Annotated in this window: 13 protein-coding genes; 10 read left to right on the top strand and 3 right to left on the bottom strand. The window is 58.8% G+C overall.

Annotated elements, in window-relative coordinates; translation table 11 throughout:
* Positions 1-5: 5 nt before the first annotated feature.
* Complete coding sequence (gene pdxS / locus OIL88_04310) at positions 6-896, bottom strand: pyridoxal 5'-phosphate synthase lyase subunit PdxS (protein ID HJI71595.1); 891 nt, start codon at positions 894-896, stop codon at positions 6-8.
* Between the two features lie 145 nt (positions 897-1,041).
* On the opposite strand from pdxS, the gene OIL88_04315 reads away from it, so the two are divergent.
* A complete protein-coding gene (locus OIL88_04315) occupies positions 1,042-2,478 on the top strand; it encodes a PLP-dependent aminotransferase family protein (GenBank protein ID HJI71596.1) in 1,437 nt (478 codons plus the stop codon).
* Positions 2,479-3,020: 542 nt separating this feature from the next.
* Positions 3,021-3,902, top strand: coding sequence for a hypothetical protein (locus OIL88_04320; GenBank protein ID HJI71597.1), 882 nt, complete (start codon positions 3,021-3,023; stop codon positions 3,900-3,902).
* Between the two features lie 241 nt (positions 3,903-4,143).
* Here the strand turns inward: OIL88_04320 and OIL88_04325 are convergent, their stop codons facing one another.
* Positions 4,144-4,707, bottom strand: a complete 564-nt coding sequence (locus tag OIL88_04325) for an NADH peroxidase (GenBank protein ID HJI71598.1) — start codon at positions 4,705-4,707, stop codon at positions 4,144-4,146.
* A 253-nt stretch (positions 4,708-4,960) separates the two neighbouring features.
* On the opposite strand from OIL88_04325, the gene OIL88_04330 reads away from it, so the two are divergent.
* The 8 genes from OIL88_04330 to OIL88_04365 all read left to right on the top strand — a co-directional run bounded on the left by OIL88_04330 (position 4,961) and on the right by OIL88_04365 (position 14,230).
* Positions 4,961-6,181 (top strand): iron-containing alcohol dehydrogenase, encoded by a 1,221-nt coding sequence (locus OIL88_04330; GenBank protein ID HJI71599.1) that lies wholly within the window; start codon positions 4,961-4,963, stop codon positions 6,179-6,181.
* Positions 6,182-6,189: 8 nt separating this feature from the next.
* The gene (locus OIL88_04335; GenBank protein HJI71600.1) at positions 6,190-7,569 is read left to right on the top strand and encodes an aldehyde dehydrogenase; all 1,380 of its coding nucleotides are present in this window, start codon (positions 6,190-6,192) and stop codon (positions 7,567-7,569) included.
* Positions 7,570-7,992: 423 nt separating this feature from the next.
* Positions 7,993-8,172, top strand: coding sequence for a hypothetical protein (locus tag OIL88_04340; protein HJI71601.1), 180 nt, complete (start codon positions 7,993-7,995; stop codon positions 8,170-8,172).
* A gap of 66 nt (positions 8,173-8,238) precedes the next feature.
* Positions 8,239-8,784, top strand: coding sequence for a metallophosphoesterase family protein (locus tag OIL88_04345; protein HJI71602.1), 546 nt, complete (start codon positions 8,239-8,241; stop codon positions 8,782-8,784).
* Between the two features lie 73 nt (positions 8,785-8,857).
* A complete protein-coding gene (locus OIL88_04350; protein ID HJI71603.1) occupies positions 8,858-9,694 on the top strand; it encodes a PRD domain-containing protein in 837 nt (278 codons plus the stop codon).
* Between the two features lie 346 nt (positions 9,695-10,040).
* Positions 10,041-11,489, top strand: a complete 1,449-nt coding sequence (locus OIL88_04355; protein ID HJI71604.1) for a PTS transporter subunit EIIC — start codon at positions 10,041-10,043, stop codon at positions 11,487-11,489.
* Between the two features lie 78 nt (positions 11,490-11,567).
* Positions 11,568-12,332, top strand: coding sequence for a ChbG/HpnK family deacetylase (locus tag OIL88_04360; GenBank protein HJI71605.1), 765 nt, complete (start codon positions 11,568-11,570; stop codon positions 12,330-12,332).
* A 140-nt stretch (positions 12,333-12,472) separates the two neighbouring features.
* Positions 12,473-14,230 carry a DUF2130 domain-containing protein gene (locus tag OIL88_04365; protein ID HJI71606.1) on the top strand — a complete coding sequence of 586 codons (1,758 nt, stop codon included), beginning with the start codon at positions 12,473-12,475 and terminating at the stop codon, positions 14,228-14,230.
* 79 nt (positions 14,231-14,309) lie between these two features.
* Here OIL88_04365 and OIL88_04370 read toward each other — a convergent pair whose 3' ends face one another.
* Positions 14,310-16,991: a DUF3516 domain-containing protein gene (locus OIL88_04370; protein ID HJI71607.1), complete on the bottom strand. Its 2,682-nt coding sequence runs from the start codon at positions 16,989-16,991 to the stop codon at positions 14,310-14,312.
* Positions 16,992-17,104 lie beyond the last annotated feature (113 nt).

A 17,104-nucleotide genomic window follows, 5' to 3' on the forward strand; every position in this document is an offset into this window, starting at 1 on the left:
CTGGACTAGCGCCCGCGCTCTTCCATGATAATCTCGATTTCGTCGGCGTTAATGCCCACCATGGCCTCGCCCAGGTCCTTCGAAAGCTCGGCGATGAGCCTGGCATCGGTGAAGTTTGCCACGGCCTTGACGATGGCAGCGGCGCGCTTGGCGGGGTCGCCGCTCTTAAAGATGCCCGAGCCGACAAAGACGCCCTCGGCACCCAGCTGCATCATCAGCGCGGCATCGGCCGGGGTCGCTACGCCGCCGGCGGCAAAGTTCACGACGGGAAGCTTGCCCGTGGCATGGACCTCGCGTACCAGCTCGACCGGAACCTGCAGTTGCTTGGCTGCCTCAAAGAGCTCGTCGTCGCGCAGGGCAACAACGTCGCGGATCTGCTTTTGGATCTTGCGCATGTGACGCACGGCCTGAACGACGTCGCCCGTACCCGGCTCACCCTTGGTGCGAATCATAGTGGCGCCCTCGGCAACACGGCGCAACGCCTCGCCCAGATCGCGGGCGCCGCAGACAAACGGCACGTCAAACTGGGTCTTGTCGATGTGATAGACCTCATCGGCGGGGGAGAGAACCTCGGACTCGTCGATGTAATCGATCTCGATGGCCTGCAGGACCTGCGCCTCGACAATGTGACCGATGCGGCACTTGGCCATGACGGGGATGGAGACGGCCTCTTGGATGCCCTTGATCATCTTGGGGTCGCTCATGCGCGAGACGCCGCCTGCGGCGCGGATGTCGGCCGGGATGCGCTCGAGTGCCATGACGGCGCAGGCGCCTGCCTCCTCGGCGATGCGTGCCTGCTCGGGCGTGGTGACGTCCATGATGACGCCGCCCTTGAGCATCTGCGCGAGTTCGCGATTGAGTTTGACGCGATCGGCCTTGCTGGTCTGTTCTGCCATGGTTGCTCCCTTGGTTGGCATGTGCATTGCTTGACGGAACATCCTATCGGGGAGCTGGGTATGGCAAAATACTCAGTTTTCGAGATAATAATAATGTCAGCCTAATACCAGATTGAACAGCTCGATAAGGTCAGGTGGCAAACTCATGCTTGACTACAATTTGGAAAAACGCGGCGAAGCATCGCTTTATGAGTATGTTTACCAGCAAATTCGAGATGATATTGTTGCTGGACGTATTGTGGCGGGGGAGCATCTTCCGTCTAAGCGCGCCTTTGCCAGTCATCTGGGAATCAGTGTCATTACCATCGAGAATGCATATAGCCAGTTACTTGCCGAGGGCTATATTTGCTCAATGCCGCGTCGTGGCTACTACGCTTGCAAGCTTCCGGATGCACCGGTTTTGCCTTTGGCTTCGCAGGGCATCGACCGAGATACCGTCTCTGTGGGCCTCAGCGCGCATGATGTCAACGGACAGGTCGAGCTGTTCGATGCACTTTCTCCTTCCGCTTTGGAGGCGGCGCGGCTTTGGCAAAGCGCACTACGGGCGACGCTGGCATCCGAAGATGAGCGCGAAATCTTTTCGCCCGCACCGGCGCAGGGCACCGCTCGGCTGCGACGCGCAATTGCTCACCATCTGCGTGGGACAAGGGGCATGAATGTCGACCCCAACAACATTGTTATCGGTGCAGGCGCCCAGCTGCTCGATACCATGTTGGTTCAGTTGCTTGGCGCTGACAAGGTGTATGCCGTTGAGGACCCGGGCTATTTGCGTCTGACGCGCATCTATCAGGCTATGGGCTGCCAAGTACGACATATCCCGTTGGATGACGACGGCGTGGACCTGAGCGCTCTGCAGAAAACTGGGACCGATGTCCTTCACCTTATGCCGTCCCATCAGTATCCCACCGGTCTTGTGACGAGCATTGCGCGTCGCTATGCGCTGCTGAGCTGGGCCGCCGAGCGACCAGGTCGGTACCTCATCGAAGATGACTTTGATTGTGAGTTTCGCCTTGCCGGCAAGCCAATTCCCGCGCTCGCGTCGATCGATGCCTCCCAGTCGGTTATCTACACCAACACGTTTTCGAAGAGCCTGTCATCGGCGTTGCGTCTAGCGTACATGGTGCTGCCCGATGAGCTAATGGAGCGGTTTAGGCGCAACCTTGGTTTTTACGCCTCGTCGGTGAGTTCTGTTGACCAGGTCGCTTTGGCTCGTTTGCTGGAATCGGGTGATTACGAGCGACATGTGAACCGCGTGCGCGTTCGTGCTCGCGAGGCGCGTGATGGCCTGGCGGCGCTTGTACGGAAGGCATTTCCGGCAGGGGAAGTCTCGATCGAACACGCAGACGCGGGCCTTTACTGCACCGTGGTTGCGGAGCGTGGAACGGGCGGAAGCACTTTTGCACGGGCCCTCACGCGCTCGAGTATCCCTTTTGTCGATATCAGTGACTGTTATTGGTGTGCCGATGGCGCATCTGTCCCTAAAAACTCAACTCAAATTCTTGTCCAGTATGACGATTTGAGTCCAAAAATGCTTAATACCTTGGAATTGCAGCTAATGGGGGGTGCTCTGCAACCTAAGTGAGTAGACTTTTAGCACTTTGGCGACCAGGCAGTTTTGTAACAAGTTATCTACCTGCGGTTTTGAAAAGCAGGAAGACCGGCCTGCTCGGAATGTTCAAAAAAGTCTACTCACTTGCCGCGTAAAGCTTCTGCATGAGAAAAAAATGGGGTTTTCAACAGGGCTTCGTCCAGCTCTCGACAAGCTTTTGGCCAGTTGGGGAGGGCTGTTGAAAACTTGGCAGTCCGTTCGGCGCCATTTTTGGTGCGTTCGCGCCAATGCGTGACTGACTGGGTTGAAATTCGTGTTCTCCTGTGCCTATGAAGGATCTACTTTGTGACATATCGGCTTTTAGGTATTGGCGTTTGCCTCCTCAAGTCCGCGCTTTGTGTCCGCCGCTTCCACGACCGGAAGAAGACCGGCAGCGATATGATCTCGCCCGCAACCCGACGGCTGCGGTCGCACTCGGTTTTCCGTTGTATACATTGGTTCGGACGAGAAACAAACGGACTTGTCCAGCCAGCATTAGGCAGCGGCTGTTTCTTGGTGAGCTTCCCAGGGAATCCGTGCTGGAAACGGAGCATGGGTTTTTGATTACGTCTCCTCTACTGACGGCATTCATCATGTCGCGGCACCTGACGGATCTCCAGCTTCTTTTGGTATTGGCGGAGATGTGTGGCTTGTTTGCGGTGTGCGCTCTGCCGGCGGCACTTGAGGCGGAGCTTTCGCGTGCAATTGATTCGGGCGCGATTTCGACAACGTTCGGTTGGGTGCGCTGCCCGTCCGAGGACGGCACCGCCTCAAATTTATGGCGTCGAGACGCTTTGGTTTTAGGCAGAGACCTTGACCGTTTTTGTTCAGATGTTTGCGGGATGCGTTACGGCAATAGATTTATGGCGGTATCGCAACTCGTTCCATTGGGTGCCGCGTTGCCTTTTGAGGTCGAGGCGTATTTGTTGCTTGGACTGCCGCGAGCCCTGGGAGGCGAAGGGTTTTGCGGCATAGAGCTCAATGTCGAAGTGACGTTAAGCACAAGTGCTCGAGCGATTGTGGGAAAGTCCCGTGTATATATCGACCTACTTCTTTCTTCGCCGGACGGTAGGCGACAGGTGGCCATTGAATGTCAGGGAAAGGCCTCGCACGGACGCGCAGGGGATGGCTTGCGTGACGCTGACCGCATGACGGCCCTTCAGGCCATGGGCTACGATGTGCTTCTCCTTACACACAGACAGATATCGGATGAGGATAGATTCCGCGCGATCGTTAAGGCCATATGCAGGATGCTCGATGCTGAATATCGTGATAAAAGCTCGGATGAGCAAAGGGCTGAGATATTACTCCGGTCTGAACTATTCATTGACTGGACAAAATTGGGAGTAATCGACGGAAAGATGCCCGTTAGACACAAAATGGCTCGATCGTGGACGGCTGCGAATCTAAGTGAGTAGACTTTTGGCACTTTGGCGACTAGGTCGTTTTGCAACAAGGCATTTACCTGCGGCTTTATAAAGTGATATGGATGGTCTGCTCGGCAAGTTCCAAAAAGTCTACTCACTTAGTTTTTGACGAGAAGCCGATGCCGAAGGCGGTCCTATTTCAGGTAGTTAACAAGTTTGTGAGGCACGAAAAAGGCCCGAACCATGCGGTCCGGGCCTCATCGAGCTAGAGGTTATGTCTCAGGTTGCTGGCTTAGCCGAAGTAGCGCTTGAGCAGGCCGGCGAAAGCCTTGCCGTGGCGAGCCTCGTCGCGAGCCATCTCGTGCACGGTGTCGTGGATGGCATCGAGGCCAGCGGCCTTGGCGCGCTTAGCAAGATCGGTCTTGCCGGCGGTGGCGCCGTTCTCGGCCTCAACGCGCATCTCGAGGTTCTTCTTGGTGGAGTCGGTTACGACCTCGCCCAGGAGCTCAGCGAACTTGGCAGCGTGCTCGGCCTCCTCGTGGGCAGCCTTCTCCCAGTACAGGCCGATCTCGGGATAGCCCTCGCGATGAGCGACGCGCGCCATGGCCAGGTACATACCGACCTCGGAGCACTCGCCCTCAAAGTTGGCGCGCAGGTCGGCAACGATGTCCTCGGAGACGCCCTCCATCTTGGCGACGCCCACGACGTGCTCGGCAGCCCACTCGAGCTGACCCTCCTCCTGCTTCAGGAAGCGAGAACCGGGAACGCCGCACTGGGGGCACTTGAAGTCCTCGGGCAGCTGGTCGCCGTCGAACTCTTCCACATAACCGCAAACGGGGCAAACAAACTTCATGATTCGATCCTTTCGATCGATGGCGATTGTGCGCTCGTCCGGTCCCGTAAGGGCCCTCTCCGGACGTGCGTCTTGACGAGTTCTATTATCCATAAATGCAACCAAATGTGAAGCCTATTAGGAATGATTTTTAATAAAACAATTTCGAGATATGAAGATGTTGATTGATTAACGATTGGCAAGCCGTCTTTGACCGCCGCTGAGTACAATCGGTCGAGCAAATGTTGACCCATCAACAAATGAAGGAGTTTCCTTTATGCATCTAGCCCGTCGTGCCTGGTGCCGAACATATCAGACGGTTTTTCGCATCGCATTGCCGATCCTGCCCTATACCGAGCCGCGCATTTTGGAGCATGCCGAGGATGTACCCGCGGTACTTCAAAAGCGCTCGATCAAGCACGTTCTCATTGTGACGGACCCCGGCATTGCCCGTTTGGGACTCACGGCATCACTCGAGAGCGCACTTGCGGCAAAGGGGATTGGCGTTACGGTCTATGCCGATACGCGTGCGAACCCCACGGTTTCGAATGTGGAGGAAGCGGCGGCGCTGTATCGCGAGAACGACTGCCGGGCCATTATCGGCTTTGGTGGCGGTTCGGCTATGGACTGCGCCAAGGGCGTGGGCGCGCGCATTGCGCAGCCAAACAAGCCCATCAACAAGATGCGCGGCCTGTTGCGTGTCCACCGTCTCCTGCCGCTGCTTATCGCGGTTCCCACTACCGCCGGCACGGGAAGCGAAGTCACGCTCGCGGCGGTGATTACCGATGACGAGACGCACTATAAGTACCCCATCAATGACTTTGTGCTCATTCCGCGCTTTGCGGTGCACGACCCCGAGTTTACGCGTGGACTGCCGGCGTCCATTACGGGGCAGACGGGTATGGATGCCCTGACGCATGCCGTCGAGGCGTTTATCGGCCGCAGCACCACGCCTTACACGCGCAAGATGGCGCGCCAGGCGGTTCAGCTCATCCACGACAATTTGCTCGAGGCCTATGAGCATGGCGACAACATGCGTGCGCGCCGCAATATGCTTTCGGCGGCGTATAAGGCGGGCGTCGCCTTTACGCGCTCCTATGTCGGATACGTGCATGCCATCGCGCACAGTCTGGGCGGCCAATACGGCATTCCGCACGGTTTGGCCAACGCCATTATCCTGCCGCACATGCTGCGCGCTTATGGCGAAACTGCAGTTCCCAAGCTTGCCGATCTTGCTCGCATGGCGGGCATTGCGCCGGCTAACGCACAGGACGGCCTGGCCGCCGAGGCTTTTATCGATTGGGTCGATCGCATGAACGAGGCCTTGGGGATCCCCAAATATATTTCGGGTATTCGCCGCTCCGATATTCCGCAAATGGCGGCCCATGCCGATGCCGAGGCCAATCCGCTGTATCCTGTCCCGCTTTTAATGGACCGTTTGGAGCTCGAGCATATGTACGAGGTCGTTGCGGGTGGTATGTTTGAGGACGAGAACTAGGAGGGTCCATGAACACCGAGGAAATCGCGCGCGTCGTTGCCGATCAGCGTGCCTATTTTAAAACGCATGCCACGTTTGATGTCGATGCTCGCCGCCGCGCGCTCGTGCGCCTGCGAGATGCGGTTCGGGCACACGAGGACGATATCGCCCATGCGCTCAAGACTGATTTGGGCAAGTCGCACGACGAAGCGTATATGTGCGAGATCGGCACGTCGCTTTCCGAGATTCGCCATCAGATTGCGCATGTGACCCGATGGAGCCGTGCACACCTGCGTCCATGTGACCTTGCCAATGCCATTAGCGTGTGCAAAACGCAACCGGTGCCCTATGGTGTGACGCTGATCATGGCGCCTTGGAACTATCCGTTTCTGTTGACGCTGGAGCCGCTCGCCGGTGCGCTCGCTGCGGGCAACACGGTGGTCATCAAGCCGAGCGCCTATGCGCCGGCTTCGAGTGCGGTGCTCAGGCAGATTTGCGAGGAAGCGTTTGATCCGCGTCTGGTGACGGTCGTCGAGGGCGGTCGTGCCGAGAACGAGGCGCTGCTCGATGAGTGTTGGGACAAAATATTCTTTACCGGCAGCGTTCCGGTCGGCAAGCTGGTCATGGAGCGCGCGAGTAAAAACCTTACGCCTGTGACGCTCGAACTGGGTGGCAAGAGTCCCTGCATCGTGGATGCGACGGCAAACTTGAAGGTTGCGGCGCGGCGTATCGCCTTTGGTAAGTGGCTCAACGTGGGCCAGACCTGTGTGGCGCCCGACTATCTGCTGGTTGACGCGCGCGTGCACGACGAGCTGTTGGACCTCATCAAGGAGGAAGTCCACCGCATGTTTGGCGAGCACCCGCTCGACAACGAGGACTACGGCCATATCGTCAACGCCAAGCATTTCGCGCGCGTGCGCGGGCTGATCGATCCCGACAAGGTTGTGCTGGGAGGTGCGGCACGCGAGGCCTCGCTCAAGATTGAGCCGACGATCCTGGACGGCGTGACGCCCGAGGATGCCGTGATGCAGGAGGAGATTTTCGGCCCCATCTTGCCGGTGCTGACGTTTGAAGGTCTAGACGAGGCCGAGGCGTTTATTATGGAGCGTCCGACGCCGCTGGCCCTGTACATCTTTAGCCGGGACCGCGCGGTGCAGCAGCGCTTTGTGCGCTACGTGCCCTTTGGCGGCGGCTGCGTTAACGACACGATCATGCATCTGGCTACGAGCCATATGGGCTTTGGCGGCATGGGCGCAAGCGGCATGGGACAGTACCATGGCCGTGAAAGCTTCGATGCGTTTAGCCACAAGAAGAGCATCGTGAGCAAGGCAACCTGGCTGGACGTGCCGTTCCGCTATGCGCCCTACGCAAGCTGGAAGCACAAGTTCGTGCGCATGTTTGTGCACTAGAAAAAGGCGCGGGCAATACGAACAGGTGTTCCTATTGCCCGCCATTTGCGTTAGACTACTGCCACGGGGTACGGATGGGCCAACTCCCTTTAGAAGGGAATTGGTATGAGCGTAAGCGATGTTATTTCGTTATTGGCGTTGTTAATCGCGGCTATCGAACTCGGCCTGTTTATCGGCCGAACGAAATAGCCGCCCCCGCGTAAGCGAAGACGGCCACTTCTCACGATGTAAACGTGTATCGGAGTTGGCAAGACCCGCTGCCACGGGTGCCATCCGTGTTCCTATCTTATCTGCAAGCGTCCCGTCGCGCAAGCGTTGCGGCAAGCGATTGAAAGACACGGACGGGGTGAATTTGTGTCCGCACGAACCCGCAGACTTCTCAACTATGTGGCGGATACTCGCTAATCGGTGATGGAGGCGGTCATGTTTGATGACGATGACCTGTTCGATCTGGTAGGCGATCCGTTTGAGTGGGATCTGCTGCTCGATGACGATGAGCTGGAGCAGGATCGTAAAAAGCGGAAGGATAAGAACGCGCAAGGCGACGCATCGAAAAAGAATGACAAGCGCCGCCGTGGACTGTTTGGCGGGCTCTTTGGGTAACCGCCGCGCCCAAGCGTCTGTATACTAGGCACGTGTTAGACGCGTTGCGAAATGAGGACACAGACGATGATGTGGTTTACCGCCGACTTGCACTTGGGCGATACGAATATCTTGCACGATATGGATCGGCCGTTCGCCTCGGTCGAGGAGATGAACCGCAAGGTTATTGACGCCATTAACGAGTGCGTTGCTGCGGACGACCGCCTCTATATTCTTGGCGATTTTACGTATCGGCTGCCCATGGCGGAGGCCGTGAACCTACGCGAGCGTATTGCCTGTCAAAACGTGACGCTCATCCGCGGTAACCATGACGGCGATTGGGAAGATCCGGACGCACCGCATATTTGGGATGATGTGCGCGACTACCTGGAGATTGCCCCCGGCTATGCCAAGGGACATCGCCTGGTTTTGAGCCATTACCCCATGCTCAGTTGGAACGGCAAAGCGCGTGGTGCCATTATGCTGCACGGGCATATCCACAGCAGGGGGGACCGTACCAACGCGCGCAACCGTGATCGCGAGCGTCCCGTTTACCGCTACGATGTTGGCCTCGACGCCAATGGCTACAAGCCCGTAAGTCGAGATCAGATCTTGAGCTTCTTTGGACTGTAATTGGAAGTGCAGGTAGAATGAACGCGCCGCGCGGATGGTCTGCGCGGCGCGTTTTAATAGGAGCGATGATTCCATGAGGGCTATCCAGCGCATTAACCACAACGCTGCCATCTGCGAAGATGGTGCGGGGCGTCAGCTTATCGCGTTGGGTCGCGGTATCGGCTTTGGCGATATGCCCCACGAGGTCGACCTGGATGTCATCACCCGCACCTTTTACGGCGTCGATTCAAAGTACCTGGCGTTTATCGACGAGGTTGATCCCGAGGTGCTGGAGTTTTCTGCTCAGCTGGCAGATATCGCAACCGGGCAGCTCTCGTACGAATTGAGTCCCAATCTGCCCATTACGTTGGCCGACCATATTCAGTTTGCCATTAAGCGCGCTCGTGAGCACATGGTGGTATCGTTGCCGCTCGAGCGCGATTTGGAGCAGTTGCACCCCATCGAATATCGCTTAGGCGAGCTGGCTGTTCGCGGTATTAAGAAAACCTTTGCCGTCCGCATGCCCAAGAGCGAGGCCGCGGGTATCGCCATGTCGATTATCAACGCGGCAGTTAAGCCAAGCGAGCGGCGCGTACTTGCCGAGCAGCAGGAGGAGCGCCTGCTCGACATGACGGTCGCAATTATTCAGGAAGAGCTCGGCGTGACGGTCGATCGTACGTCGTTCGCCTTTACCCGCTTTGCCACTCATGTACGCTATCTGCTCGACCGCGTGGCAAAGAAAGAGCCCATCGATACCGAGAATTCCGGTCTCTACGACGTGCTCGTGGAGCAGTATCCGGCGGCATCGCGTTGTGCCCATCGTGTCGACGAGCTGATTCAGGAGACCTTTGGCGAGGCGTTGGCGCAAGAAGAGCTTGTCTACCTGATCATGCATGTGAATCGCGTGGCTCCTTCAAATGCAGATAACTAGTAGGGGCGACTAAGCGTTTCAAATCTGTCTCGGCAACCGTTCGCGGGCTCTTTGCTACCGTTTGTCAGTAATCTGAGCCGCAGCGAACGCGTTCACCGCATATACTCGCCGTGTGTTGGGTGTTACTCACGGCGCAGCTCCGAGAGGCACTACCGATTCTGCCGAGGTCCGTATTGGGTCTCTGTCGGTTGTGCGCGGGGCTTTTTTCATGTCGATCCACCCGGGAATCACATGCAATGAAATCTCTTGCCAACGGGCATCGCGCGCTGCGCAGGCGCGAGCGGAATCGTGTGCCTTGGCGCGGTGAAGTCCCACGGGCTTTTAGTTGGAAGAGAAGGGATTCGACATGGCTGTCGATAACAAGAAGATTGCCGAGGACGTGCTTGCTGCCGTCGGCGGCGCCTCCAATGTGACGAACGCGACGCACTGCATGACTCGCCTGCGTCTGAACCTCAAGGATCAGTCCATCCCCAATGACGATGAAGTTAAGAAGATCAAGGGCGTACTGGGTGCCCAGTGGTCTGGCGGCCAGTATCAGGTCATCATCGGCCAGAACGTGCCGAAGGTCTATGACGCCGCCATTGCGCTGGGAGTTAAGGGCGAAGGCTCCATCGACGAGAATCTCGATGACGGCACCAAGGAGCCGCTGACGCTCAAGACTGCGGGCAAGAAGGTCCTCAACTACCTGTCCAAGACGATGGTCATGACGATTCCGATCATCATGGGCGCCGCCATGTTCCGTACCATCGCCGTGATTTGCGGCGACGGCATGCTCGGTATTTGGGCTGCCGATTCCGATATCTACAACTTCTTCTATAACTGGATCTACAACGCAGGTTACTATTTCCTGCCCATTTACCTGGGTTGGGCCGCTGCCAAACAGCTCGGCTGCAGCCAGCCGCTCGGCATGATGCTCGGCGGTGTGCTCATTGCCCCCGAGTTTATGACGCTCGTTAACGCTGCAGCAGATTCGGGTGCAACGACCACTCTGGTCTACGGCGTGCTTCCGGCTCAGCTGAACAACTATTCTGCCACCGTGCTCCCCATGGTCCTGTCCATGCCGGTGCTCATGGTCGTCGAGAAGTTCATGAAGAAGGTCATTCCCGACATGCTCTCCACGGTGTTTGTGCCTGTGTGCACCTTGGCCGTCATGGTTCCCGTTTCGCTGTGCGCTCTGGCTCCGATCGGCTCCATCCTGGGCAGCGTGGTCGGCAACTTCATGTTCGGTCTCGGCAACACCGGCGGTATCCTAACCATCGTTTCCCTGGTGGCTATCGCCGCGCTTTGGGAGTTCCTGGTCATGACCGGTATGCACCAGGTTTTGATTACCCTTGGTATTGTTCAGCTGCTTACGCTGGGCTCTGACTCCTGCGTTATGGTTGCAGGCGGTATTGCTCAGTTCGCCACGTGGGGCATGGCCTTTGGTGCCTTCCTGCGCCTTAAGGAGACCGACGAGAAGGGCGCTATGCTCGGCTTTTCCCTTTCCGGTATCGTCGGTGGCGTGACGGAGCCTGCGCTGTATGGCTGCGGCTTTAAGTACACCCGCTGCCTGGGCGCCATGGTTGCCGGCGGTGCTATCGGCGGCCTGGTCGCGGCCCTCACGAACGTGACGACGTATGTTTTGGGCGCAACGAATATTCTGGCTATTACCGGATTTGTTGCCGGCGGAACGGCCAACCTCGTTTGGGGCTGCGTTGCTTCGGGCGTTGCGTTTATTTCCGCCGCTGCCATCGCCTACCTCTTTGGTTTTACCAAGGAGCAGCTCGAGGAGGATGCTGCTGTCGCTAAGGCTTAAGACATCTGTTTAGGTGGGATAATTACCCAGGGCACTTGGCTACTCTCCAAGTGCCCTTTTCCATAGATTGGAGTCGTTATGAAACAACTGCTTATTCGTGCCGACGATATCGGTTATTCGTATGCCGTTGACCTGGGGATTGCCCGAAGCGTCAACGAGGGTTTGGTGCGCTCGGCGGGCCTTATGCCCAATATGCCCGAGGCAGAGCGCGGTTGGTCGCTCGTGGCCGATGCCGGCATTGCGGTGGGCCAGCATACCAACGTGTGCCTGGGCAAACCGTGTGCCGATCCGGCACTCATTCCAAGCCTGCTCGACGACAACGGCGAGTTCCATAGCAGCCGTACCTTCCGCGAGCACTTTAAGCGTGGCGAGGAACTGATCGACTTTGACGAGGCCTGCATTGAGATTCGCGCGCAGCATGACCGCTTTGTCGAGATCGTGGGGCGCGAGCCTGATTACTTTGAGGCACACGCCGTTATGAGCAAAAACCTCAACCGCGCGATTTCGGTGGTGGCACAGGAGCTGGGGCTTAAGGAGCAAAAGGCGAGCTTCGACCCCACGGCCGTGGTGCATTGCGGAGACACCGATTTGCGCATGGTGATGCGCTCGATGGAGCCGGGCTACGAGCCCAAGGAAGCAATCATGCAGACGGTTCGTGAGATGTCCGATGACGAGACGGTCGTCTTTGTCTGCCATCCGGGCTATCTCGATCGTTTTATCCTCGAGAGTAGCTCGCTTACGACCGATCGTACCAAGGAGGTCGATGCGCTGATCGATCCCGAGCTGCGGACATGGCTCGAGGCCCAGGACGATCTTCGCCTCATCGACTACCGCGACCTGTAAAGCACTCAAACCACCACAATGGGGACAGGCACCTTTGTGGTGGTTTTGGCGCCGTTGCCATTATGGCGGCGGCGCCTTTTTTGTCCGCATAGCGCGGTAGAGTGTAGGCGGTTGAAATTTGCGTCCATCGAGGAGCTGCTATGAACGAGATCAAGTGCCCGCATTGCGGCGAAGTTTTTAAGGTCGATGCGTCCGGCTATGCGGATATCGTCAAGCAAGTGCGCGATGCCGAGTTCTCGCGCGATCTTGATGAGCGCGTAGCGGCGGCTCGACGCGAGGGCGAGCAGGCGCTGGAGCTTGAGCGTTCGCGTTCGGCGTCTGCCCTGCAGGAGGCGGAGTCTCAACGCGACGCTCAGCTTGTCGAGCAGAAGAACACTGCGGATCAGAAACTGGCGCAAGAGGTTGCCAAGCGCGATGCTGAGCTTGCCGAGCTGCGCGCTAAGCTCGAGGGCGCTGCCGCAGAGCGCGAGAGTGCAAGCCAGCGCGCGGCGGTTGAGGCACGAGCCAATGCTCAAAAAGAGAATGCCGAACTCCAGCGTGAGATTGATAGCCTGCGTGCGCAGCTTGGGCGCAAAGATGACGAAGCAAAGCTTGCCGAGTCGGCGGCGCGCAACGCTGCTCAAAACGATTTAGCTGCACGCGACGCTCAGATTGCCGAGCTGCAGGCCAGGCTTGCCGCGGCGGACAAGGCCCAGGAGATGGCGCTTGCCGCTGCCGCGGCAGAGTCGCAGCGTGAGCTCGATGCCGCTCGCAGCGAGGCCGAGCGCGCGTTTGCTGACTATCGCGCGAAGGTGCAAGAGAAGTTTTCCGCCGCAAAGGCTCAGTCCGAGCAAGAGGCCGAGGGCCTGCGTGCCCAGCTGCGCGAGCAGGAACTGATGGCAAAAATGAACCTGTCAGAGGCGGTCGCCGCGGCGGAGCGAGAGCGCGATGAGGCGCGTGCCAAACTGACGAGCGAGCTGGCGGTGCGCGATTCTCGCGAGGAACAGGTCAAGGCGGCACACGAGCTCGAGCTTGCGCAGGCCAAGCGCGCGAGCGATGACCTGATTCGCTACAAGGACGAAGAGATTGAGCGCCTTAAGGACATGAAGGTCCGCCTGTCCACCAAGATGGTGGGCGAGTCGCTCGAGCAGCACTGCGAGACCGAGTTTAACCGTCTGCGCATGACGGCGTTTCCTAACGCGTACTTCGAGAAGGATAACGATGCGTCCGAGGGCACCAAGGGCGACTTTATCTTCCGCGAGTGCGACGCAAGCGGTAACGAGGTCATTTCGATTATGTTCGAGATGAAAAACGAGAACGACGAGACCGCGACCAAGCACAAAAACGAGGACTTCTTTAAGAAACTCGATCACGATCGTCGCCAGAAAGGCTGTGAGTACGCGGTGCTCTGCACACTGCTCGAGCCCGAAAGCGAGCTCTATAACGCAGGGATAGTCGACGTGAGTTACCGCTATGAGAAGATGTACGTGATCCGCCCGCAGTTCTTCATTCCCATGATCACGCTGCTGCGCAACGCCGCCATGGGTTCGCTGCGCTATAAGCAGGAGCTGGCGGAGTACAAGCAACAGAACATCGACGTCACGAACTTCGAGGCCAAGATGGAGAAGTTCAAGAACGACTTCGGCCGCAACTATGAGCTTGCGAGCCGTAAGTTCCAGACGGCGATCGAGGAGATTGACAAGACGATTAGCCATCTGCAGAAAACCAAGGAGGCATTGCTGTCCTCCGAGAACAATTTACGTCTAGCCAACAAGAAGGCCGACGATCTTACCATTCGCAAGCTCACCTGGGGCAACAAGACCATGAAGGCGGCGTTTGACGAGGCGCGCGGGGCTGCGACAGGGGCAAACGATGAGCCCGCCGAGGCGGATTCGTATGAGGTCGAGGATGCCGAGTAGGGGATAGCGTATAGTGCAAAAGCGGGGCCGCTGGCGATGTTGCCAGCGGCCCCACTTCGTTTCGTTCCGGTAAGTTCGGCTAGTCCTCGAGCAGGTCCTCGATAAAGCCGACACGGTAGTTCTTGAAGATGACCTCGCCGCCGTCTTGCGTGGCGTCCAGATTGACATCGCCCATGATGCCAAAGTCGTGGTCGCCATCCTCGTCGGCAAAGATCTGGTGCACGTGCCACACGTGATCGGTCTTCTCGTCGCTCTCGTCGATGGTAAACATCGCGGCGCCGCGGGCGTCGCCGTTGGTGAGGATTTCCTCGTGTTGCTCATGATAGGCGTCGAGCGCCTTTTGCCAGCGGATCTCGCTCATGCCCCAGTCGTCGTCGAGCTCGCCCAGGTCGCGAACGTGCTCGCGGGCGGCAAGGGTCACGCGGCGGAAGAGTGCGTTGCGCACCAGCAGCGTGCAGCCGCGACGGTCCGCAACGACCTCGTCGATGCCCTGCGGCGGCGCGGCGTCGAGGGCCGCCGGGTTGCCGGCGTTCTCCCACTCGTCCACCAGGCTCGAGTCGACCGAGCGCACCACAAAGCCGAGCCACGAAATGATGTCGCGCAAGCGCTCATCGCGCTTCTCAATGGGCACGGTGCGATCGAGGGAGCGGTAGGCCTCGGCTAGGTAGCGCAGCAGAATGCCCTCGGAGCGGGCGATGCCGAGCTTTTGGATATAGCCCTTAAAGTCGCTCGCGCTCTCCAACATGTCGCGCAGGACGCTCTTGGGCGAGAGCTGGTAGTCGTTGGCCCAGGGTACTTCCTGGCAGTACTTGTCGAAGGCGGCATCGAGCAAATCCTCGAGCGGCTTTTCGTAGGTGACATCCTGGATGCGCTCCAAGCGTTCCTCATATTCGACGCCGTCGGCTTTCATCTCGGCCATAGCGCGGTCGCGCGCGGCGCGCTCCTGCGCGCGCAGCACCTGCTTGGGATCCTCGAGCGTAGCCTCGACCATTGAGATCAGATCCATGGTATAGGTCTCACTCTCGGGGTCGAGCAGCTCCAGCGCGGCAAGCAAAAACGGCGAGAGCGGCTGGTCGAGCGCAAAGTCCTCGGGCAGATCGACCGTCAGTGCATAGTCGATGTCTGGCGCGGCGTCAGTCGGGGCGTCGGGCGCGGGCGGCACCTCGGTGCGAACGACGACGCCGGAATCGATGAGCGTGGCGAAGATTTCGTCGGCGCGAACCTCGAGCTTGGCCTTTTCCTCGGGGGTCTGCAAGCTCGTCTCGATGAGGTCGTGTACGCGGACTCGGGCATCGCCGCCCTGCTCGACCACGCTAATCACCATGGAGTGCGTGATGCGAAGGCGCGGCTTGAGCGTCTCGGGCTGCGTCTCGATCAGGCGCTCAAAGGTCTGCTTGTTCCAGGTGACAAAGCCCTCGGGGGCCTTCTTCTTTTTAATCTTGCGGAGCTTCTTGGGGTCGTCGCCCGCCTTGGCCATGAGTTTGGCGTTCTCGATCTCGTGCTCCGGGGCCTCGGCGATGACCACGCCCTCGGTATCGAAGCCCGAGCGGCCGGCGCGACCGGCAATCTGATGGAACTCGCGGGCGCGCAGGCGACGCATCTTGTAGCCGTCGAACTTGGTGAGCGCGGTGAGTACCACGGTGTGGATGGGTACGTTGATGCCGACGCCGAGCGTATCGGTGCCGCAGATGACGGGCAGCAGGCCCTGCTGCGCCAGGCGCTCCACCAGCAGGCGATAGCGCGGCAACATGCCGGCATGGTGCACGCCGACGCCGCATCCAAGCAGGCGTTTGAGAATCTTACCAAAGGCCGTGGAGAAGCTCGTCCCCTTTGCCGCTTCTTTGATGGCCTCGCGCTGCTCCTTGCTGGCGATGCCAAAATTGGCGAGCGACTGTGCCGTTGCAAGGGCGGCATCCTGGCTAAAGTGCACGATATAGAGCGGGGCCTCGCCGCGGCGCATGGCGAGCTCGACCGTGCCCTCGAGGGAGGTCGTCACGTAGTCGTAGCTCAGCGGCACGGGGCGCGGGGCATCGACGACCAAGTCGCAGGTAGCACCGGTGTGTTCCTCGAGTGAGGCGGCGATGGCAGTGACATCGCCGAGCGTGGCGCTCATGAGCATGAATTGCGTGTGGGGCAGGGTGAGCAGCGGCACCTGCCAAGCCCAACCGCGGTCGGGGTCGGCAAAGTAGTGGAACTCGTCCATGGCCACGCAGCCCACGTCGGCATCTTCGCTCTCGCGCAGTGCGTCGTTGGCAAGGATCTCTGCCGTGCAGCAGATGACGGGTGCCTTGGTGTTGATATGCGTGTCGCCGGTAATCATGCCTACGTTATCGCGGCCGAGCACCTGCACAAGGTCGAAAAACTTCTCGCTGACCAGAGCCTTGATGGGAGCCGTGTAGTAGCAGCGCTTGCCCTGCGCCATGCCCATAAAGAGCATGCCCAGCGCGACGAGCGATTTACCCGATCCGGTCGGTGTGCCTAAAATGACGTGATCGCCGGCAGCCAGGTCCATGAGGGCCTCTTCTTGGTGATCCCACAGTTCAATGCCGCGATCGCTCGTCCATTCAAAGAAGCGTTCGAAGGCTTGATCGGGCGTGAGCCACGGTTCGGGCTCGCTGCCGTCCTCGGGCTCCCACCAGGTGGGGGAGAGCGCGCCGAGCGAGCCAAACTCGGCTTCGGTTCCCGTGCCGCCCGAGAATGAGCTGGCGGCGCCGGCGCCGGAGACGGTGCTGGCGGCGGTATCTGTCGTGGTCTGTGCCATGTGGTTGCTTTCTCTCGCGATTGTCCGCCAACTATTATGGCGTAGCGGCGCATCGATGCGTTTGCAGGCAAGAAAATGCAGGAAATGGGCGTTCTGCCCGGCCGTTTGGTGCA

Source organism: Coriobacteriaceae bacterium (assembly GCA_025992855.1).
Classification (GTDB): domain Bacteria; phylum Actinomycetota; class Coriobacteriia; order Coriobacteriales; family Coriobacteriaceae; genus Collinsella.